The organism is Isoptericola sp. NPDC058082 (genome assembly GCF_042885055.1).
Lineage (GTDB): Bacteria > Actinomycetota > Actinomycetes > Actinomycetales > Cellulomonadaceae > Isoptericola.
Map to the genome: position 1 here is coordinate 79,755 of NZ_JBHVSQ010000007.1, position 18,744 is coordinate 98,498.

The window sequence follows — 18,744 nt, forward strand, 5'->3', positions numbered from 1 at the left end:
AGCCGGGAGGGCCGTCAGCCGACGGCCTCCACCCGCAGCACGAGCGACGTGCCGGGTGCGGCCTCCGGCGCCTGCAGGCCGGCGACCGCGAGCGCGCGCCCGGTGAGCACCGTGCCGCGGGGCACGTCGCCGGGCCGGGCCGGCCGCGGCAGCGGCGTGATGCCGTCGGAGGCGAGCGCGCCGTCGGCGGACGGCAGCGCGAACCACGGCGGCACGTTCCAGGCGCCGAACGCCTCACTGCTCAGCGGCAGAGGGGTGACGCGGTACCGGCGCTCGGGGTCCAGGCCGCGCAGGGTCAGCCGGCCGGGCGGCGCGGTGGCGGGCCGGGTCAGGGTCGCGACCTGGAACAGGGCGCGGGACCGGTCGGTCGCGACGACGCCCCACACCTGCGGGGAGTCGGCGTCGGGCGCGTCCTGGCGCACGAGCGTGCCCGTGTGCAGCAGGCCGCGCTCGGCCTTGTACAGCTCGACCCAGCCGGCCAGGTCGGCGAGCTGCTCGGGCGTCGAGCGCGTGAGGTCCCACTCGATCCCGAAGTGGCCGAACAGGGCGGTCGCCGCGCGGAAGGCGAGCGAGTGCGCGCGGTGGGTCTGGTGGCTGACGTCCGCGGCCACGTGCGCGCCCAGGTACTCCAGCGGCAGCAGTTGCGCCGTCCAGGGCTGCATCTGCTGGCGGTCCAGCGGGTCGGTGCAGTCCGACACCCACACGCGCTGGGTGTGCTCGGCGACGCCGAGGTCCACCCGTCCGCCGCCGGACGAGCACGACTCGATCTCCAGCCCGGGGTGCCGCCGCCGCAGCTCGGCCATGATCCCGTAGGCGGCGAGCGTCTGGGCGTGCACGGCGGGGCGCCCGTCCAGCCCGGAGCCCGGGTCGACGAGGTCGCGGTTGTGGTCCCACTTCACGTAGTCCACGCCGTGGGCGCCGATGACGGCGCTCATCCGCTCGAGCACGTACGCGGCGGCGTCGGGGTTCGACAGGTCGAGCACGTGCTGGTGCCGCGACGGCACCGGCACCCGGCCGCCGGCGCCCATGACCCACTCGGGGTGCGCCCGCGCCAGGTCCGAGTCGAGGTTGACCATCTCGGGCTCGAACCACAGCCCGAACTGCATGCCGAGGCCGTGCACGTGGTCGGCGATCGGGTCCAGGCCGTCGGGCCAGACCTCGTCGTCGACCACCCAGTCGCCCAGCCCGCGGGTGTCGTCCCGGCGGCCGCGGAACCAGCCGTCGTCGAGCACGTACCGCTCGACACCGAGCTCGGCAGCGGCGTCTGCCAGCGCGGTGAGACGCACCAGGTCGTGGTCGAAGTAGACGGCCTCCCACACGTTGAGGGTCACCGGTCGCGGGCCGTGCGGGTGCGCCGTGCGGCGGCGGAGCATCCGGTGCAGGCGCGCGGCCTGCGCGTCCAGGCCGTGGCCGTGCACGCCGTACACCCACGGCGTCTCGTACTCCTCGCCCGCGGCGAGCGTCACCTCGCCGGGCAGCAGCAGCTCGCTCCCGCCCAGCACCTGCTCGCCCGTGGGGAGGCGCTCGGCCCAGTGCCGGTGGTTCCCCGACCAGGCCACGTGCACGCCCCACACCTCGCCGTGGCCGAAGCCGAAGCCCGGGACCCCCGCGGTCAGCAGGGTGGCGGCGTCGAAGCCCGTGCGGCCGCGGCGGCCCTCGCGCAGGTGCGTGCCCACCGTGAGGTCGTGCCGCTGCGGCACCCGCTCCTTGCCCCACCGGCCCGTGAGGTCGAGGACCTCGCGCGCCCGCGGCGGCACGGGCAGGACGACGGCGAGCTCGTGCAGCCGGTACGGGCCGCCGTCGTTGCGGAGCGCGGCCCTGACCCGCAGCACGCCGTCCACGGTGAGCTCGACGTCGAGGACGAGCGTGAGCTCCGCGACCGGGTCCGTCGCCTCGACGCGCAGGGCCCCCGCACCGGCCTCCGTGAGGCCGCCGGCGAGCGGACCGCCGCAGAGCGTCGCGACCGTGGTCGTGAAGCGCGGCGACCACCCGTCGCCGTCGCGCTCGCCCACGAGACCCGGACGGCCGAGCCAACCCGTGCGGGGCTCCGGCGCGAGGGTGAGCCGCGTCGGCTCGTCCGGCCCGCTGTTCACGAGCGGGGCGGCCGCGGCGACGACGACGGCGGCCGCGTCGTCGGCGGTCAGCGGGCCGAGGTCGTCGCCCCAGTGCACGACGGCGGGCAGCTCGCCGCCGCGGGCGTCGACCAGGACGCTGACGCCGTCCGCGCGCAGGTGGACGAGGGTGTCGACGGCGGGGCCGCGGGCGGTGGTGTCGGCGGCGTCGGCGCGGCCGGAGGTGACGGTCACCGCACGAGCGTGCCATGCGGGGTGGCGTGGATCACGCGTGCGCCCGCGATCCGGTCGAACCTGGTCACGCCGGCCGCCGCACCACCCGGAGCCGCCACCCGACGGCGGCGGCCAGGGCTGCGACGACGAGCCAGATCAGCCCGTGCACCAGCGCGTCGTGGGCCTTGGCGATGATCTCGAGGGCGTACTCGGGCGAGGAGTCCTCGAACATCGTCGAGACGTACCAGCGGTTCCCCCAACGAAAGCCGTCGGCGACGGCAAGGAACAGCGCCAGCACGGCTACCACCCGGAGGATCCCGCGACCGCGGTGTCTGCGCACGGCCGTCAGCCTAGGGCGCCGTCTGCGGGCGCGTCAGCCCTCGGGGATCGTCGCGACGGCCTCGACCTCGACGAGTGCGCCGGGCCTCGCGGGGGCGACGGCGAGGACGGTGACGGCGGTGCGCGCCTGCCAGACCTTCTGCGAGGCGGCGAAGCCGTCGTTCGGGTCCACCGACGGGTCGAGGTAGATCGTCAGCTTCGCCACGTGCTCCGCATCCGTGCCGGCCTCCTCGAGGACGGCGAGCACGTTGCGCAGGGCCTGCTCGGTCTGCGGGCCGAGGCCGCCCTCCACGAGGGCGCCGTCGGGGTCCGTGCCGTTCTGCCCGCCGACGTAGAGCGTGCGCCCGGCGGGCAGGACCATGCCCCACGCGAACGCGGGGTTCTGGTGCAGCTGGGGCGGGTTGACGGGCGTCGGCGTCGACTGCGCGTTCATGGGCGGTCCCTTCGTCGAGGTGTCCCCCGAGCATCCCGCCGGCCACCGACATGCCGCCCGGACCCGGCTCCGGTTGCGGTGCCGCGCCGCGGCGGAAGACTCCCCGCCATGGACACCGTGGACTACGACCAGCTCGCCGACGACTACGGATGGTTGTTCGGCACCGCCGCGATCATCGTCTACCTCGCGGTCGCCGTGATCTTCCTGATCGCGTACATCCGGATCATCCAGAAGGCCGGCTACTCGGGCTGGTGGGTGCTGGTCGGCATCGTGCCGGTCCTCAACGTGGTGATGTTCCTGGTGTTCGCCTTCTCGCGGTGGCCCGTGCTGCGCGAGCGGGACGCGCTGCGGGCCGGTCAGGGGTACCCGCGCTGACCAGCGTGGCCAGCGTCGACCGCCCTCGTGCTTGGAGGATTCCTCCAAAATGACCGGGGGGACATTGGCACCGCCGCCGGGGGGTCTGCCCCCTGGACGGCAACCTACGCTGGCGTAGGCTACGAAGGCGTAGGTTCCGGTGGTCACCGTCGTGGTGGGCCGGGACCTCCTCCGTGCCGGAGCAGCCCAGCCCCACCCAGGGGCCGTCAGCGAAGGAGACCGCGTGCCGCAGCCCACCACCGGCGAGCCCGACAAGATGCCTGTCGGCGGGCCCGCCGACGTCGCGCCCGCTGACGTCGAACCCCTGGTCCAGCTCGTCTCGCCCACCGGCGAGCGTGTCGTCGAACCCGACAACGCGACCTACCGCTCGCGTGTCGACCACCTCACCTCCGAGGACCTGCGCGCCCTGTACCGCGACATGGTGCTGACGCGACGGTTCGACGACGAGGCCACGGCCCTGCAGCGCCAGGGCGAGCTCGCGCTGTACGCGCAGGGCCGTGGCCAGGAGGCCGCCCAGGTCGGGTCGGCCTACGCCCTGTCGCCGCAGGACTACGTGTTCCCCTCCTACCGCGAGCACGGCGTGCTCCAGACGCGCGGCGTCGACCCGGTCGACCGCCTCCGCCTGTACCGCGGCGAGGACCACGGCGGCTGGGACCCGAACGAGCACAACGTGCACCTGTACACCCTCGTCATCGGCTCCCACGTGCTGCACGCGACCGGCTACGCGATGGGCGTGCAGCGCGACGGCGCGGTCGGCACCGGCGACGCCGCGCGCGACGCCGCCGTCGTCACCTACTTCGGCGACGGCGCCACCAGCCAGGGCGATGTCAGCGAGGCGCTCGTGTTCGCGGCGGTGAACAACGCGCCCGTCGTGTTCTTCCTCCAGAACAACCAGTGGGCCATCTCCGAGCCGACGTCGCGCCAGTCGCGCGCCCCGCTGTACCAGCGCGGCGAGGGCTTCGGCATCCCCAGCGTCCGGGTGGACGGCAACGACGTCCTCGCCTGCTACGCGGTGACGGCGGAGGCGCTCGAGCGCGCCCGCACCGGCGGCGGCCCGACGTTCGTCGAGGCCTACACCTACCGCATGGGCGCCCACACCACCTCCGACGACCCGAGCCGCTACCGCGCCCGCGCCGAGGAGGACCACTGGGCCCGCCGCGACCCGATCGACCGTCTCGCCGCGCTGCTGCGCGCCGAGGGCGGCTGGGACGACGGCTGGGCCGCCGGCATCGAGCGCGAGGCCGACGCCCTGGGCGAGCGGCTGCGCACCGAGGTGCGCGAGCTGGGCGCCCCGCCCACCAGCGCGATGTTCGAGCACGTGTACGCCACCGAGCACGCCCAGGTGCAGACCGAGCGGGCGTGGTTCGAGCAGTACGAGAACGAGACGGACGAGACGACGGGGGCGGCCCGATGACCTCAGCAACCCCGCAGACCCTGACGTTCGCGCGGGCCATCACGGAAGGCCTGCGCTCCGCGCTCGAGTCGGACCCGAAGGTCCTCGTCATGGGCGAGGACGTCGGGCGCAACGGCGGCGTCTTCCGCGTCACCGACGGACTGCAGAAGGACTTCGGCGAGGACCGCGTGGTCGACACCCCGCTCGCGGAGTCCGGCATCGTCGGCACCGCGATCGGCATGGCGCTGCGCGGCTACCGGCCGGTGTGCGAGATCCAGTTCGACGGGTTCGTCTTCCCGGCGTACGACCAGATCACGACCCAGCTCGCGAAGATGCACTACCGGTCGCGCGGGCGCCTCCAGGTGCCCGTCGTCATCCGCATCCCCTACGGCGGCGGCATCGGCGCGGTGGAGCACCACTCGGAGAGCCCGGAGGCGCTGTTCGCGCACACGCCGGGCCTGCGCGTCGTCTCGCCGTCCACGCCGCAGGACGCCTACGACATGATCCGCGCCGCGGTCGCGTCGCCGGACCCGGTGCTGTTCTTCGAGCCGAAGGGCCGCTACTGGTCCAAGGGCGAGGTCACGGCCGGCGCCTACCCGACGGTGGCCGCGGCCGGCGGCGCCGACGTGCTCAACCGGGCGCGCGTCGCCCGGCAGGGCACCGACGTCACGCTCGTCGCCTACGGGCCGACGGTCGCGACGGCGCTCAAGGCCGCCGACACGCTGGCGGCCGAGGGCACCAGCGCCGAGGTGGTCGACCTGCGCGCGATCTCGCCCCTCGACGTCACCGCGGTCGTCGCGTCCGTGAAGCGGACCGGCCGCTGCGTCGTCGTCCACGAGGCGCCGACGTTCCTCGGCTCCGGCGCCGAGGTCGCGGCCCGCGTCAGCGAGGAGTGCTTCTACTCCCTCGAGGCGCCCGTCCTGCGCGTGGGCGGCTTCCACGCGCCGTACCCCGTCGCGAAGCTCGAGCACGAGTACCTGCCGAGCGTCGACCGCGTCGTCGACGCCGTCGACCGCGTGCTGGCCCACTGAGAGCGACCGAGAGCGAGCTGAGGAGAACGATGACGACCCAGCGCTTCCCGCTGCCCGACGTGGGAGAGGGCCTCACGGAGGCCGAGATCGTCGAGTGGCGCGTCGCCGTCGGCGACACCGTCGCCGTCAACCAGGTGATCGTGGAGATCGAGAGCGCCAAGTCGCTCGTCGAGCTGCCGTCGCCGTGGGCCGGTACCGTCACGGCGCTCCTCGCCGAGGAGGGCACCACCGTCGACGTCGGCACCGCGATCATCGAGATCACCACCGACGCCCCCGCCGGAGCGCCGTCGGACGCGCCCGCCGCGGCCGCCGAGGAGACGTCGGGCGAGGGCTCGGGCTCCGTGCTGGTCGGGTACGGCACCGGGGAGGGCGCGGGCGGTGGCCGACGACGGCGGCGCGCCGCGGCCCCGGCCGCCGAGGTCGAGGCGAAGCGCCCGACGTCGATGTCCGGGACCTCGACCTCGAGCGCTCGCCTCGACGTCGACGCACCGGCCCCCGCCCCGGCCGCCCCGACGATCGAGAAGCCGATGGCGAGCGTGCCGGCGACGCCCGGTTCGTCGACCACCCGCGTGCTCGCCAAGCCGCCGGTGCGCAAGCTGGCGAAGGACCTCGGCGTCGACCTCGCCTCCGTGCACCCCACGGGCCCGGGCGGGATCGTCACGCGGGAGGACGTCGTCGCGCACGCCGAGGGTGCGGCGCCGAAGGCCCTCGCCACGTACCCCGACGACGACCAGCCGTGGCTCGCGTCGGGCACGGTCAGCCAGGACGGCCGCCAGACGCGCGTGCCGGTGAAGTCGGTGCGCAAGCGCACGGCCGAGGCGATGGTGGCCAGCGCGTTCACGGCCCCGCACGTCACGGTGTTCCAGACGATCGACGTCACGAAGACGATGAAGCTGGTCGCCCGCCTCAAGGAGGACCGGGACTTCGCGGACGTGCGCGTGACGCCGCTGCTCGTCGCCGCCAAGGCGATGCTGCTGGCGGTCAACCGGCACCCGCAGATCAACGCGAGCTGGGACGAGGCCGCGCAGGAGATCGTCTACAAGCACTACGTGAACCTGGGGATCGCCGCCGCGACGCCGCGCGGGCTCGTCGTGCCGAACATCAAGGACGCGCACACGCTCGACCTGCTCGGCCTGGCGAAGGCGATCGCGACCCTCACGTCCACGGCGCGCGCGGGCCGCACGCAGCCCGCGGACATGGCGGACGGGTCGATCACCATCACCAACGTCGGCATCTTCGGCACCGACACGGGCACGCCGATCCTCAACCCCGGCGAGGCGGGCATCCTCGCGTTCGGCGCGATCCGCCGGCAGCCGTGGGTGCACAAGGGCAAGATCAAGGCGCGCTGGGTCACGCAGCTCGCGCTGTCCGTCGACCACCGCCTGGTCGACGGCGAGCTCGCCGCCCGCTACCTGGCCGACGTCGCGAAGGTGCTCGAGGACCCGGCGCGCGGACTCGTCTGGGGCTGACCCGCGAGGTCGAGCGATCCCCGTGAGGTAGTTCCATCCTCCGCGAGGTAGTTCCGAAGATGCCGAGGTAGTTCGAGGCCCGGCGAGGTAGTCGACTACCTTGCCGGGCCTCGAACTACCTCGCGGGGATCCGAACTACCTCGCGGGGATCCGGAATACCTCCCGGTCAGAGCGGCATACCGACGTACTGCGTCTCCTGGTACTCGGCGATGCCCTCGAAGCCGCCCTCGCGGCCGGTGCCGGACTGCTTCATGCCGCCGAACGGTGCGGCCGCGTTGGAGATGACGCCGGCGTTGAGGCCCAGCAGACCGAACTCGAGCCGCTCGGCGAACGCGAGCCCGCGGCGCACGTCCCCGGTGAACACGTACGACGCCAGCCCGTACTCGGTGGAGTTGGCGAGCTCCGCCGCCTCGTCCTCGGTGGCGAACGTCGCGACCGGGGCGACGGGGCCGAAGATCTCCTCCGTCATGCAGCGGGCGTCCGCGGGGACGTCGCGCAGCAGCGTCGCGGGGTAGAAGTGGCCGGGGCCGTCGGGGCGCTCTCCGCCGACGACGACCTGCGCGCCGCGCGCGACGGCGTCGTCCACCAGCGCCGCGACGGAGTCTACGGCCTTCGCCTCGACGAGCGGGCCCAGCGTGGTGCCGTCGTCCAGGCCGTTCCCGACGACGACGGCGCGGAAGCGCTCGGCGAGGCGGGAGACGAACTCGTCGGCCACGGACTCGTGCACGTAGAACCGGTTGGCGGCGGTGCAGGCCTCGCCGCCGTTGCGCAGCTTGGCGGCCATGGCGCCGTCGACCGCGGCGTCCAGGTCGGCGTCCTCGAAGACGACGAGCGGGGCGTTGCCGCCGAGCTCCATCGACGTGCGCAGCACGTTCTCGGTGGCGGACCGCAGCAGGGCCTGCCCCACCGGCGTGGAGCCGGTGAACGACACCTTCCGCAGCCGCGGGTCGGCCATCACCGGCTCGCTCACGGCCGAGGCGGAGGCCGATGGCACCACGTTGAGCACGCCGTCGGGCAGCCCGGCCTCGACCATGAGCTGCGCGAACAGGAGCGACGTCAGCGGGGTGAGGCGGGCCGGCTTGAGCACCATCGTGCAGCCGGCGGCGACGGCGGGCGCCACCTTCCGGGTGGCCATCGCGAGCGGGAAGTTCCACGGCGTGATGAGCAGGCACGGGCCCACGGGCCGGCGCTGCACGAGCATCCGCAGCGAGCCCTCGGGGGTGCGGGCGTAGCGGCTGTCGTCGTGGGTGGCCTGCTCGGCGAACCAGCGCAGGAACTCGCCGCCGTACGTGACCTCGCCGCGCGCCTCCGCGAGCGGCTTGCCCATCTCGAGCGTCATGAGCAGCGCGAGGTCCTCGCGCCGCTCCTGCACGAGGGCGAACCCGCGGCGCAGGATCTCGGCCCGCTCCCGCGCCGGGGTCGCGCCCCACGACGCCTGCGCCGCCGCGGCGGCGTCCATCGCGGCCCGGGCGTCGTCACCCGTCGCGGAGGCGACGTGGGTCAGGGTCTCCCCGGTGGCCGGGTCCTCGACGGCGAACGTGCCGCCGTCGGACGCGTCGCGCCACGTGCCGCCGACCAGCAGGCCCGTCGGGGTGCTGGTGAGGAGCTCGGCCGCGCGCTCGCGCGGGCTGGTCGAGCTGGTCGGAGATGTCGGAGTGGTCGTCGTCATCGGGTTCCACCGTCCTTCGGCTGCGGGGTCGTGGTGCGGGAGGCGACGCGCGCGGCGAGCTGCTCGGACCCGCGCGCGATCAGGGTGACGTCGGCGCCGACGACGACGTAGGCCGCCCCGGCGTCGAGGTAGCGGTCGGCCATGGCCGGGTCGAAGGCGTTGACGCCCACGGGGGTGCCGGCGGCGCGGCAGGCGGCGATCGCGCCGAGCACCGCGTCCACGACCTCGGGGTGGTCCTGCCGGCCCAGGTGGCCGAGCGACGCGGCGAGGTCGGCGGGGCCGACGAGGACGGCGCCGACGCCGTCCGTGCCGGCGATGGCGGCGGCGTCGTCGATCGCGGCGCGCGTCTCGAGCTGGACGACGAGCGTGATGCCCTCGTCCGCGCCGCCCAGGTAGCCGGGCACGCGGCTCCAGCGCGACGAGCGGGCGAGCGCGCTGCCGACGCCGCGCACGCCGGCCGGCGGGTACCGCACGGCGCGGACGGCGGCCTCGGCCTCGGCGGCGGAGTCGACCATGGGGACCAGCACGTTGGTGGCGCCGAGGTCGAGCACCCGCTTGAGGCCCACCGGGTCGCCGGACGGGACGCGCACCAGCGTCGCGACCGGGTACGCGGCGGTGGCCTGGAGCTGCGCGAGGACGTCTCTGAGGTCGTTGGGCCCGTGCTCGCCGTCGACGAGCACGACGTCCAGGCCGCTGCCGGCCAGGAGCTCCGCGGCGACGGGGCTGCCCATCGAGGACCAGGCACCGACGAGGGGGCGTCCCTCGTCCGCGGCCTCGGCGAGCATCGCGGCGAGCGAGCGGTCGGTGGTCGGTCCGTCGGTCAGACGAAGCGGCATGTCACGGCCCCCAGGGTCCCGTAGTCGGCGTGCACGGTGTCGCCGGGGTGCACCCACGTGGGGCGGGTGAACGACCCGGCCAGGACGGTCTCGCCGGCGGCGAGCGAGTCGCCGTGCGCCGCCAGCTTGTTCGCGAGCCAGGCGACGCCCGCGGCGGGGTGCCCCAGCACGCCGGCGGCGACGCCCGTCTCCTCGATGGTCTCGTTGCGGTACAGCAGGGCGGACACCCAGCGCAGGTCGACGTCGTCGACCCGCACGGGCCGCCCGCCCACCACCATGGCACCCATGGCGGCGTTGTCGCTGATGGTGTCGACGATGGTGCGTCCCGGCATCTCGACGCGCGCGTCGAGGATCTCCAGGGCCGGCACGACGCGGTCGGTGGCGCGCAGCACGTCGGTGACGGTGGTCCCGGGGCCCTCGAGCGGCGACGCGAGCACGAACGCCAGCTCCACCTCGACCCGCACGTTCGAGTACCGGGCGTGCTCCACGACGCTGCCCGACTCCAGCACCATGTCGTCGAAGATGACGCCGTAGTCCGGCTCGGTGATGCCGGTCGCGGCCTGCATGGCCTTCGACGTCAGGCCGATCTTGTGCCCGACGACGCGGCGGCCGCGCGCCTCCCCGCGCTCGCGCCACGTGCGCTGCACGGCGTACGCGTCCGCGACCGTCATCCCCTCGTGCCGCGCGGTGAGCAGCGGCACGGGGGTGCGGGTGCGGTCGGCCTCGGCGAGCTCGTCGGCGACGGCGACGACGGCGTCGTCGTCGAGGGTGCGCTCGCCGTCGGCCCCCGTCACAGGGTGGCTCCCAGCTTGAACCCCTGCACGCCGCCGCCGTCGGCGTCGTCCCGGCGGGTGTAGGAGAACCCGTCGGCGCCGACGGTCACCTCCATCTCGGAGTCGTCGGTGCGGGCGACGACGGGCTGCGGGTTGCCGTCGAGGTCCAGCACGAGGGACGCCTCGGTGTACCAGCTCGGCACGACGGGGTTGCCCCACCAGTCGCGGCGCTGGTTGTCGTGCACGTCCCAGGTGACGACGGGGTTGTCCGGGTCGCCGGTGTAGTAGTCCTGCGTGTAGATCTCGACGCGGTGCCCGTCGGGGTCGCGCAGGTACAGGTAGAACGCGTTCGAGACGCCGTGCCGGCCCGGACCGCGCTCGATGGCGTCGGAGCGCCGCAGCGCGCCGAGCTTGTCGCAGATGGCGAGGATGTTGTGCTTCTCGTGCGTCGCGAACGCCACGTGGTGCATGCGCGGGCCGTCGCCGCCGGTCATGGCGGTGTCGTGCACGGTGGGCTTGCGGCGCATCCACGCCGCGTAGACCGTCCCGGCGTCGTCCTGGATGTCCTCCGTGACGCGGAAGCCCAGGTCCTGCATGAACTTCACGGCCCGCGGAACGTCCGGGGTGACCTGGTTGAAGTGGTCCAGCCGCACCAGCTCGCCGGGGGTGTGCAGGTCGTAGCGCCACGACAGCCGCTCGACGTGCTCCGTGGCGTAGAAGAACTCGTACGGGAAGCCGAGCGGGTCGACGACGCGCACCGACTCGCCGATGCCCTTCGTGAAGCCGCCCGGCTCGCGCCGCACCTCGCAGCCGAGCTCGGTGTAGAAGGCGACGGCCTTGTCGAGGTCCTCCGGCGTGCGCACGCGGTAGGAGAAGGCGGCGACGGCGGCCACCTCGCCCTGGCGCAGCACCAGGTTGTGGTGGATGAACTCCTCGGTGGAGCGCAGGTAGATGCTCTGCTCGTCCTCCTCCGTGACGTACAGGCCCAGCACGTCGACGTAGAACGCGCGGGAGGCCGCGAGGTCCGTGACGACGAGCTCCATGTACGCGCAGCGCAGGATGTCGGGCGCGGGGCTGGACGGCGTGGCGATCGGGTGGTCCGAGTGGATCGGCGCCTCCTGGCTCACGTAGAAGCCGGAGGAGGTGAGGGTGCGGTCGTTGAGGTGCGTCATTGCAGCGTCCTAAGGGGAGGGCGGTTCACTTGCCGAACGTGGGGTTGTGGACCTTGCCGAGCGTGATGTGCACGGCCTGCTGGTCGGTGTAGAAGTCGATGGAGCGGTACCCGCCCTCGTGGCCGAGGCCGGAAGCCTTGACGCCGCCGAACGGGGTGCGCAGGTCGCGCACGTTGTTCGAGTTCAGCCAGACCATCCCGGCCTCGACGGCCTGGGAGAAGTTGTGGGCCCGCTTGAGGTCGTTGGTCCAGATGTACGCCGCGAGCCCGTACTTCACACCGTTGGCGAGCTCGAGCGCCTCGGCCTCCGTGTCGAAGGGCGTGATCGCGACGACGGGCCCGAAGATCTCCTCCTGGAAGATCCGGGCGTCGGGCTTCACGTCCGCGAAGACCGTGGGGGCCACGAAGTTCCCCGTCTCGAAGCCCTCGGGGCGCCCGCCGCCGGCGACGAGCCGGCCCTCGGTCCTGCCCAGCTCGACGTAGCTCATGACCTTGTCGAAGTGCTCGGGGTGCACGAGCGCGCCCACCTCGGTGTCCTTCTCGTGCGGGTACCCGACGCGCACGCGCTTCGCCTGGGCGGCGTACCGCTCGACGAACTCGTCGTAGACGGCGCGCTCCACGAGGATGCGGGAGCCGGCCGTGCAGCGCTCGCCGTTGAGGGAGAAGACGCCGAAGATCGTCGCGTCGATCGCGGCGTCGAGGTCGGCGTCGGCGAAGACGACGGCGGGGGACTTGCCGCCGAGCTCCATCGACAGGCCCTTGAGGTACGGGGCGGCGTTGCCGAAGATCAGCTGGCCCGTGCTGCTCTCGCCGGTGAAGGAGATGAGCGGCACGTCGGGGTGCTTGACCAGCGCGTCGCCGGCCTCCTCGCCCAGGCCGTTGACGAGGTTGAACACGCCCTGGGGCAGCCCGGCCTCCTCGAAGATCCCGGCCCACAGCGACGCGGACAGCGGCGTGAACTCGGCCGGCTTGAGCACCACGGTGTTGCCGGTGGCGAGCGCGGGGGCGAGCTTCCACGACTCGAGCATGAACGGCGTGTTCCACGGGGTGATGAGCCCGGCGACGCCGATGGGCTTGCGGTTGACGTAGTTGATCTGGCGGCCGGGCACCTTGTAGGTGTCGTCGGCCTGCGCCACGACCAGGTCCGCGAAGAAGCGGAAGTTCTCGGCGGCGCGGCGCGCCTGGCCGAGGGCCTGCGTGATCGGCAGGCCGGAGTCGAAGGACTCCAGCTCGGCGAGGCGGGCGTCGCGCGACTCCACGAGGTCGGCGATCCGGTGCAGCACCCGCGAGCGCTCGCGGGGCAGCATCCTCGGCCACGGGCCCTCGGTGAACGCGCGGCGGGCGGCGGCGACGGCGGCGTCGACGTCGGCCTGCTTGCCCGCGGCGGCCCGGAGGTAGGTCTCGTTCGAGACCGGGTCCAGCACGTCGAAGGTGGCGCCGTCGACGGAGTCGACGAAGCGGCCGTCGATGTAGTGCCGGATCGCGGTGGGCAGGTCGGCGGGGCGGTGCCCGTTCCTGGTGTGGGTGCTGGCATCCGGTGCGTGGCTGGTCATCGCTGGACCTCCGTGGCCTTGTGGGACAGATGGTGGGACGCCTGGCGGGCGAGCACGGCGTCGAGGGTGGTGGTGCGGTGGCGGCGGGCGGCGAGCTCGACCTCTTCCGGGGTGGCGTCGCCGGCCTGGAGCCGCACGACGAGGTCGAGGATCCGGTCGTGCTCGGCGACGGACTCCCGGGCGCGGCCGGGGACGAACGAGAACGACGAGTCGCGCAGCACGGTCATGCGCCGCCAGCCGCGGTGCACGAGGTCGAGCACGTGCGGGTTGGGGCACGGCTCGAACAGGACGGCGTGGAACTCGAGGTTGAGCTCCGTGAACCGGTGCGGGTCGAAGTCGGCGAGGCACTCGCGCATCCGCTCGTTGACCGCGCGCGCGGCGTCGAGCTGCGCGGCCGACAGGTGCGGCGCCGACAGCGCGGTGGCGAAGCCCTCGACCAGCGCGAGCGTCTCCATCGTGTGCTGGTACTCGGTCTCCTTGATGAGGGCGACCTGGGCGCCGACGTTGCGCTCGAACGTCACGAGCCCCTCGGCCTCCAGGCGGCGGATCGCCTCGCGCACCGGCACCACGGACATGTCGAGCTCGCCCGCGAGCTGTGCCAGCACCAGCCGGTAGCCGGGCACGAAGCGCCCGTCCTCGATCCGCTCGCGCAGGTACGCGTACGCGCGCTGGGACTTGCTCACGGCGGTCGACGTCGTCGGGACGGTCATCCGGCACCCCCGGCGGTCTCGCGCTCGTACCGTGCCCGCCACTCGGCGTTCATGGGGAACAGCCCGTCGACGGGGGCGCCGGCCGCGACCTGCCGCGCGACCCACGCGTCGGCGGCCTCCTGGGCCTCGGACTCGGCGAGCACCTCCTCGACGAGCGCGGGCGGGATGACGAGGACGCCGTCCCCGTCGCCCACGACGACGTCGCCCGGCTGCACCGAGGCGCCGCCGCAGGCGACGGTCACGTCGGTCTCCCACGGCACGTGCTTGCGGCCGAGGACGGACGGGTGCGGGCCCTGGGAGAAGACGGGGATGCCGATCTCGGCCACGGCGTCGGCGTCGCGCACCCCGCCGTCCGTGACGATCGCGGCCGCGCCGCGCACGTGGGCGCGCAGGGCGAGCACGTCGCCCACGGTGCCGGTGCCGCGCTCGCCACGCGCCTCGACGACGATCACCTCGCCCGGCCCGACGGCGTCGAACGCGCGCTTCTGCGCGTTGAAGCCTCCGCCGTGGGAGGCGAAGAGGTCGGGGCGGAACGGGATGAGCCGCAGCGTGCGGGCGGTGCCGACGAACCGGTCGCCCGGGTGGTTGCCGTGCACGCCCTCGACGAAGACGTCGGTGTAGCCGCGCTTGCGCAGCGCCGCCGACAGCGTCGCGACCGCGACGCCCGCGAACCGCTCGCGGTGGGCGTCCGTGAGGACGAAGGCGGGCTCGGGCTCCGGCGCGGGGGTGCCCCAGGCCTCGGCGCGCTGCGTCTCGTCCACGGCCGGCGTCGAGCCGAAGTCGCCGAACGCGTGCGTCCCGGCGGTGACGGTGGTGACGAGGCGGCCGCTGGACAGTGTCCCCGAGGCGCTGGCGCCGGGTGCCTCCGGGGCGTCCACCTCGACCTCGACGACCTGCCCGGGGCCGACGACGGACGAGCCCGCCGGGGTGCCGGTGAGGATCACGTCGCCGGGCTCGAGCGTGAGGTGCTGGGACAGGTCCGCGACGAGGCGGCCGAAGTCGAACAGGAGCGTGCCGGTGGAGTCGTCCTGGACGAGCTCGCCGTCCACCCAGGTGCGCACCCGCAGGCCCGCGGGGTCGACGGCCGACGCGGGGATCCAGCGGGGGCCGAGCGGCGTGTAGCCGTCGCCGCCCTTGTTGCGCAGGTTGGAGCCCTTGTCGGCGGCGCGGAGGTCGTAGAGGCCGAAGTCGTTCGCCGCGGTGACGGCGTCGACGTGCGACCAGCCGTCGGCGGGGGAGACCCAGCGCGCGGCGGTGCCGATGCGGATCGCGACCTCGCCCTCGAAGGCGAGGAGCTCGGTGCCCAGCGGGCGCTCGATCGTGCCGCCCGTCGCGGCGAGCGACGAGCCGGGCTTGAGGAAGTAGGACGGCTGGTGCGGCGTCCGGCCCCGCTGCGCTGCGCGGGACGGGTAGTTCAGGTGGACGGCGATGATCTTGCCGGGCTTGGGCTGGTCGTCGGTGACCACGGGCACCCCACTGTCGGTCGAGGCTGTCATGTCGTATCTCGGATGATATACGATCTCGCGAACTGCACCACCCCCCCGCGGACTGACAGAGAGGTCTTCCGGACATGACCACCGGCATCGCAGCCACCCCCAGCGACACCGAACGTCGCGAGCTCCGTCGGGTCGCCTTCGCGACCGTCATCGGCACCACCATCGAGTGGTACGACTTCTTCCTCTACGCCAGCGCGGCAGGCCTGGTGTTCGGCACGCTGTTCTTCGAGCCCGCCGGCCCGGGCGCGGCGACCCTGCTGTCGTTCGCGACGGTGGGGATCAGCTTCCTGTTCCGCCCGCTCGGCGCCTTCCTCGCCGGCCACTTCGGCGACCGGATCGGCCGCAAGGCGATGCTCGTCGTCACCCTCATCCTCATGGGCGGCGCCACCACGCTCATCGGCGTGCTGCCGACCTACGACACGATCGGTATCGCGGCCCCCGCGCTGCTCGTGCTGCTGCGCATCCTCCAGGGCCTGTCGACCGGCGGCGAGTGGGGCGGGGCCGTCCTCATGGCCGTCGAGCACGCCCCCGACGGCCGCCGCGGACGCATGGGCGCGTTCCCGCAGATCGGCGTGCCCATCGGCCTGCTGCTGGCCTCCGGCGTGCTCGCCCTCATGACCGGCTTGATCTCGCCCGGCGACGCGTTCGTCCAGTGGGGGTGGCGCATCCCGTTCCTGCTGAGCGTGGTGCTCATCGTGGTGGGGATCGTCGTGCGGCGGTCGGTCGAGGAGAGCCCGGTCTTCCTCGAGATCGCCGAGAAGAAGGCGGCGGCGAAGACGCCGATCCTCACCCTGTTCCGCAGGCACTGGCTGCTGGTGCTGCTCGCCGCCCTCACGTTCGCGGGCAACAACGCCGCGGGCTACATGACCACCGGCGGCTACCTGCAGAACTACGCGACGACGCCGATCGCCGACGGCGGGCTGGTCGGCATGGACCGCACGCCGGTGCTGCTCGCCGTGGCCGGCGCGTCCGTCGTCTGGCTCGTGTGCACCTTCGCCGCCGGCGCGGTCTCCGACCGGATCGGGCGCCGGAACACCTACATCATCGGGTGGGTGGCGTTCCTCGCCACCGTGTTCCTGCTCTTCCCGCTGGTGAACACCGGCAACCCGTGGCTGCTGTTCCTCGGCGTGTCGCTCTTCGCGATCGGCAACGGGTTCACGTACGGCCAGCAGGCGGCCTACTTCGCGGAGCTGTTCCCGGCGTCGATCCGGTACTCCGGCGTGTCCATCACCTACGCGATCGGTGCGATCCTGGGCGGCGCGTTCGCCCCGACCATCGCGGCCTGGCTCGTGCAGACCACCGGGACGGCGACGTCCGTCGCGTTCTACATCGCGGGCGTCATGGTGGTGGCGTTCGCCGCCACGCTGCTGCTGCGCGACCGCACCGGCATCCCGCTCGGCCCCGAGCACGAGGACGAGCAGGCGGCCAGCCCGATCTACGGGGTCTCGCGGGCCTGACGACGGCGGAGGGGCCCGGTCACCGCAGCTTCTTGCGCACGCTGAGGTACTTGCTCTCGGTGGCCGGGCCCCAGGTGCCGGTGGCGGACACTCCCACCACCCGCTGCAGGGCGGCGACCGCCTTGTCGTGCGCGGCGCGGGACTTCGGGCCCCACTTGCCGTCCGCGGTGACGCCCACCGCGCGCTGCGCCGTCTTCACGCCGTAGGGGAACTTCGTCCCGTGCATGCGGGAGGCGGCGCGGATCGCCTGCAGGCGCTGGTCGGTGCTCGGGCCCCACAGGTTGTCGCGCTGGGCCAGGGGGAAGTGGGCCACCTGCTGCAGCCGCTGCGTCGTGCGTGAGCCCGCCGGCGCGAGCACGGTGCCCCGGCCGTAGTTCGACGTCGTGCCGACGTCGACGTGCACGTGGTTGCGGTGGCTGGCGGCCGACCCGACCGTCCCGTCCCGCGCGTAGATCACGCCGAGGCCCATCGAGTCCGCCACCTTGATCGCGGTCCGCGCCCGGGTGCGCTCCGAGGAGGGCGCCCCGGCGGGGCCGTAGTTGAGGTCCGCCGCCAGGCCGTCGTAGTGCCAGGAGTTCTTGGAGTGCGCCCCGCGGGTCACGCCGCCGTACGACGGGTGCTCGGAGACCCGGAACCCGTAGGCCCGAGCCCAGCTCAGGTAGTGCCGGAGCATCGTGGACGAGCTCTTCTGGCGCCCGATCCCCAGGGCCAGAGGGCCCTCGGCGGGGCGCGCGGCCGCGCCCGAGCGCTCGGGCGCCTGGGGTGTGGCGACCACGGGCGTCGCGCCGAGCGGGGCGAGCAGGACGGCGCAGACGCCGGCGGCCGCGAGGCGTCTGTGCGGCCTGTCGGCGCGGTGGGCGCGGGCGGGGACGGTCGGTCGTGAGCTCATGGCACCTCGCTCCTCGGCGTGACGACGAAGGGCTCCGATGCACCTGGTCGCCCTGGGCCACCATGCATGCGCATCGACGGTTCTGCCAGGCGACCGTGTCCCCTCAGCCGCCGAGGGCCTCCCGCACGGCGCTCGCCGAGGCGGTGAGGCGGGCGGCGATCTGCGCGTGGTCGAGCGGGCTGGCGACGTGCACGACGGCGACGGCGGCGGGCCCGCGACCGCGCAGCGCCAGCGGCACCGCGACCGACTCCAGGCTGGGGATCACCTCGTCGTGGCTGGTGGCGAAGCCGCGCTCCGCGGCCTGCGCGACCGTGGCGTGCAGCGCCTCGGGGGCACCCGCGGGCCACTGCGCGGGCGGGAGCAGCGTGAGGATCGCCTTGCCGGGCGCGCCCACCGTGACCGGGTGCCGGGTGCCCGGGCGCTGCGCCACAGGGGCGACGGCGTGCCGCGGCTCGACGCTGACGAGCGTCACGCACTCGTCGTGGTCGAGGACGGCGAGGAAGCACGTCATCCCCAGCTCGTTCGCGACGGCGGTGAGCTCGGGCAGCGCCTCGGCCTGCAGGTCGTGGGCGACGCCCGCGGCCAGGGCGGCCATCCGCGCGCCGAGCACGACGCCCCCGTTCGCGTCGCGGACCACGAGCCCGTGGTGCTCCAGGGTGCGCAGCAGCCGGTACGCGATCGAGCGGTGGACGCCGAGCGTCGCGGCGACGTCGTCGATGGTCAGGGGCGCGCGGGCGTCGGCGAGGACCTCCAGGATGCGGATGCCGCGGCTGAGGGTCTGCGACGGCGGGGAGCCTGCGTCGGGCATCGTCGTCCTTCCGGTGGGCTACGCTGCATTCAATAGTAGAACGTCGTGTTCGAATAT

Annotated in this window: 17 protein-coding genes; 5 read left to right on the forward strand and 12 right to left on the reverse strand. The window is 73.8% G+C overall.

Annotated features, from left to right (window positions below; genetic code table 11):
• Positions 1-14: 14 nt before the first annotated feature.
• From ACFVS0_RS11615 to ACFVS0_RS11625, 3 genes are all read right to left on the reverse strand, one after another.
• On the reverse strand, positions 15-2,306 hold the full coding sequence (locus ACFVS0_RS11615; RefSeq protein ID WP_430588053.1) for an alpha-galactosidase: 2,292 nt from the start codon (positions 2,304-2,306) through the stop codon (positions 15-17).
• 64 nt (positions 2,307-2,370) lie between these two features.
• Complete coding sequence (locus ACFVS0_RS11620; RefSeq protein WP_430588054.1) at positions 2,371-2,625, reverse strand: hypothetical protein; 255 nt, start codon at positions 2,623-2,625, stop codon at positions 2,371-2,373.
• 33 nt (positions 2,626-2,658) lie between these two features.
• On the reverse strand, positions 2,659-3,057 hold the full coding sequence (locus tag ACFVS0_RS11625) for a RidA family protein (RefSeq protein ID WP_430551580.1): 399 nt from the start codon (positions 3,055-3,057) through the stop codon (positions 2,659-2,661).
• 108 nt (positions 3,058-3,165) lie between these two features.
• Between ACFVS0_RS11625 and ACFVS0_RS11630 the strand changes: the two genes are divergently transcribed.
• From ACFVS0_RS11630 to ACFVS0_RS11645, 4 genes are all read left to right on the forward strand, one after another.
• Positions 3,166-3,432 carry a hypothetical protein gene (locus tag ACFVS0_RS11630; RefSeq protein ID WP_430551581.1) on the forward strand — a complete coding sequence of 89 codons (267 nt, stop codon included), beginning with the start codon at positions 3,166-3,168 and terminating at the stop codon, positions 3,430-3,432.
• Positions 3,433-3,688: 256 nt separating this feature from the next.
• Positions 3,689-4,846 (forward strand): pyruvate dehydrogenase (acetyl-transferring) E1 component subunit alpha, encoded by a 1,158-nt coding sequence (gene pdhA / locus ACFVS0_RS11635; RefSeq protein WP_430588122.1) that lies wholly within the window; start codon positions 3,689-3,691, stop codon positions 4,844-4,846.
• Entirely contained in the window at positions 4,843-5,856 is a 1,014-nt protein-coding gene (locus ACFVS0_RS11640) for an alpha-ketoacid dehydrogenase subunit beta (RefSeq protein ID WP_430565153.1), read from the forward strand. The genes pdhA and ACFVS0_RS11640 overlap by 4 nt, the downstream gene beginning before the upstream one ends.
• 29 nt (positions 5,857-5,885) lie before the next feature.
• Positions 5,886-7,325, forward strand: a complete 1,440-nt coding sequence (locus tag ACFVS0_RS11645; RefSeq protein WP_430588055.1) for a dihydrolipoamide acetyltransferase family protein — start codon at positions 5,886-5,888, stop codon at positions 7,323-7,325.
• Between the two features lie 166 nt (positions 7,326-7,491).
• Here ACFVS0_RS11645 and ACFVS0_RS11650 read toward each other — a convergent pair whose 3' ends face one another.
• Genes ACFVS0_RS11650 through ACFVS0_RS11680 form a run of 7 tightly spaced genes read right to left on the reverse strand, consistent with a single transcriptional unit; the run spans position 7,492 to position 15,533 of the window.
• Complete coding sequence (locus ACFVS0_RS11650; protein WP_430588056.1) at positions 7,492-8,994, reverse strand: NAD-dependent succinate-semialdehyde dehydrogenase; 1,503 nt, start codon at positions 8,992-8,994, stop codon at positions 7,492-7,494.
• Positions 8,991-9,830, reverse strand: coding sequence for an aldolase/citrate lyase family protein (locus ACFVS0_RS11655; protein WP_430588057.1), 840 nt, complete (start codon positions 9,828-9,830; stop codon positions 8,991-8,993). Before ACFVS0_RS11655 ends, ACFVS0_RS11650 begins: the two co-directional genes overlap by 4 nt.
• Positions 9,815-10,624, reverse strand: a complete 810-nt coding sequence (gene hpaH, locus ACFVS0_RS11660) for a 2-oxo-hept-4-ene-1,7-dioate hydratase (RefSeq protein ID WP_430551586.1) — start codon at positions 10,622-10,624, stop codon at positions 9,815-9,817. The genes ACFVS0_RS11655 and hpaH overlap by 16 nt, the downstream gene beginning before the upstream one ends.
• Positions 10,621-11,775, reverse strand: coding sequence for a 3,4-dihydroxyphenylacetate 2,3-dioxygenase (hpaD, locus tag ACFVS0_RS11665; protein WP_430562721.1), 1,155 nt, complete (start codon positions 11,773-11,775; stop codon positions 10,621-10,623). Before hpaD ends, hpaH begins: the two co-directional genes overlap by 4 nt.
• A gap of 25 nt (positions 11,776-11,800) precedes the next feature.
• Positions 11,801-13,327, reverse strand: coding sequence for a 5-carboxymethyl-2-hydroxymuconate semialdehyde dehydrogenase (gene hpaE, locus ACFVS0_RS11670; RefSeq protein WP_430588058.1), 1,527 nt, complete (start codon positions 13,325-13,327; stop codon positions 11,801-11,803).
• Entirely contained in the window at positions 13,324-14,037 is a 714-nt protein-coding gene (locus tag ACFVS0_RS11675) for a GntR family transcriptional regulator (protein WP_430551589.1), read from the reverse strand. The genes hpaE and ACFVS0_RS11675 overlap by 4 nt, the downstream gene beginning before the upstream one ends.
• Entirely contained in the window at positions 14,034-15,533 is a 1,500-nt protein-coding gene (locus tag ACFVS0_RS11680; RefSeq protein ID WP_430588059.1) for a fumarylacetoacetate hydrolase family protein, read from the reverse strand. The genes ACFVS0_RS11675 and ACFVS0_RS11680 overlap by 4 nt, the downstream gene beginning before the upstream one ends.
• Positions 15,534-15,607: 74 nt before the next feature.
• On the opposite strand from ACFVS0_RS11680, the gene ACFVS0_RS11685 reads away from it, so the two are divergent.
• On the forward strand, positions 15,608-16,990 hold the full coding sequence (locus tag ACFVS0_RS11685) for an MFS transporter (protein WP_430588060.1): 1,383 nt from the start codon (positions 15,608-15,610) through the stop codon (positions 16,988-16,990).
• A gap of 19 nt (positions 16,991-17,009) precedes the next feature.
• Here the strand turns inward: ACFVS0_RS11685 and ACFVS0_RS11690 are convergent, their stop codons facing one another.
• Together ACFVS0_RS11690 and ACFVS0_RS11695 are read right to left on the reverse strand one after the other, a co-directional pair.
• Positions 17,010-17,879, reverse strand: a complete 870-nt coding sequence (locus tag ACFVS0_RS11690) for a peptidoglycan-binding protein (RefSeq protein WP_430584751.1) — start codon at positions 17,877-17,879, stop codon at positions 17,010-17,012.
• A gap of 103 nt (positions 17,880-17,982) precedes the next feature.
• Positions 17,983-18,687 carry an IclR family transcriptional regulator gene (locus tag ACFVS0_RS11695; protein WP_430562727.1) on the reverse strand — a complete coding sequence of 235 codons (705 nt, stop codon included), beginning with the start codon at positions 18,685-18,687 and terminating at the stop codon, positions 17,983-17,985.
• Between the last annotated feature and the right edge of the window lie 57 nt (positions 18,688-18,744).

Bases quoted from the DNA above. Each gene is read 5' to 3' on its own strand.
- ACFVS0_RS11625 (WP_430551580.1), bottom strand. From the start codon at position 3,057: ATGAACGCGCAGTCGACGCCGACGCCCGTCAACCCGCCCCAGCTGCAC.
- ACFVS0_RS11630 (WP_430551581.1), top strand. From the start codon at position 3,166: ATGGACACCGTGGACTACGACCAGCTCGCCGACGACTACGGATGGTTG.
- pdhA (WP_430588122.1), top strand. From the start codon at position 3,689: ATGCCTGTCGGCGGGCCCGCCGACGTCGCGCCCGCTGACGTCGAACCC.
- ACFVS0_RS11640 (WP_430565153.1), top strand. From the start codon at position 4,843: ATGACCTCAGCAACCCCGCAGACCCTGACGTTCGCGCGGGCCATCACG.
- ACFVS0_RS11645 (WP_430588055.1), top strand. From the start codon at position 5,886: ATGACGACCCAGCGCTTCCCGCTGCCCGACGTGGGAGAGGGCCTCACG.
- ACFVS0_RS11650 (WP_430588056.1), bottom strand. From the start codon at position 8,994: ATGACGACGACCACTCCGACATCTCCGACCAGCTCGACCAGCCCGCGC.
- ACFVS0_RS11655 (WP_430588057.1), bottom strand. From the start codon at position 9,830: ATGCCGCTTCGTCTGACCGACGGACCGACCACCGACCGCTCGCTCGCC.
- hpaD (WP_430562721.1), bottom strand. From the start codon at position 11,775: ATGACGCACCTCAACGACCGCACCCTCACCTCCTCCGGCTTCTACGTG.
- hpaE (WP_430588058.1), bottom strand. From the start codon at position 13,327: ATGACCAGCCACGCACCGGATGCCAGCACCCACACCAGGAACGGGCAC.
- ACFVS0_RS11675 (WP_430551589.1), bottom strand. From the start codon at position 14,037: ATGACCGTCCCGACGACGTCGACCGCCGTGAGCAAGTCCCAGCGCGCG.
- ACFVS0_RS11680 (WP_430588059.1), bottom strand. From the start codon at position 15,533: ATGACAGCCTCGACCGACAGTGGGGTGCCCGTGGTCACCGACGACCAG.
- ACFVS0_RS11685 (WP_430588060.1), top strand. From the start codon at position 15,608: ATGACCACCGGCATCGCAGCCACCCCCAGCGACACCGAACGTCGCGAG.
- ACFVS0_RS11690 (WP_430584751.1), bottom strand. From the start codon at position 17,879: ATGAGCTCACGACCGACCGTCCCCGCCCGCGCCCACCGCGCCGACAGG.
- ACFVS0_RS11695 (WP_430562727.1), bottom strand. From the start codon at position 18,687: ATGCCCGACGCAGGCTCCCCGCCGTCGCAGACCCTCAGCCGCGGCATC.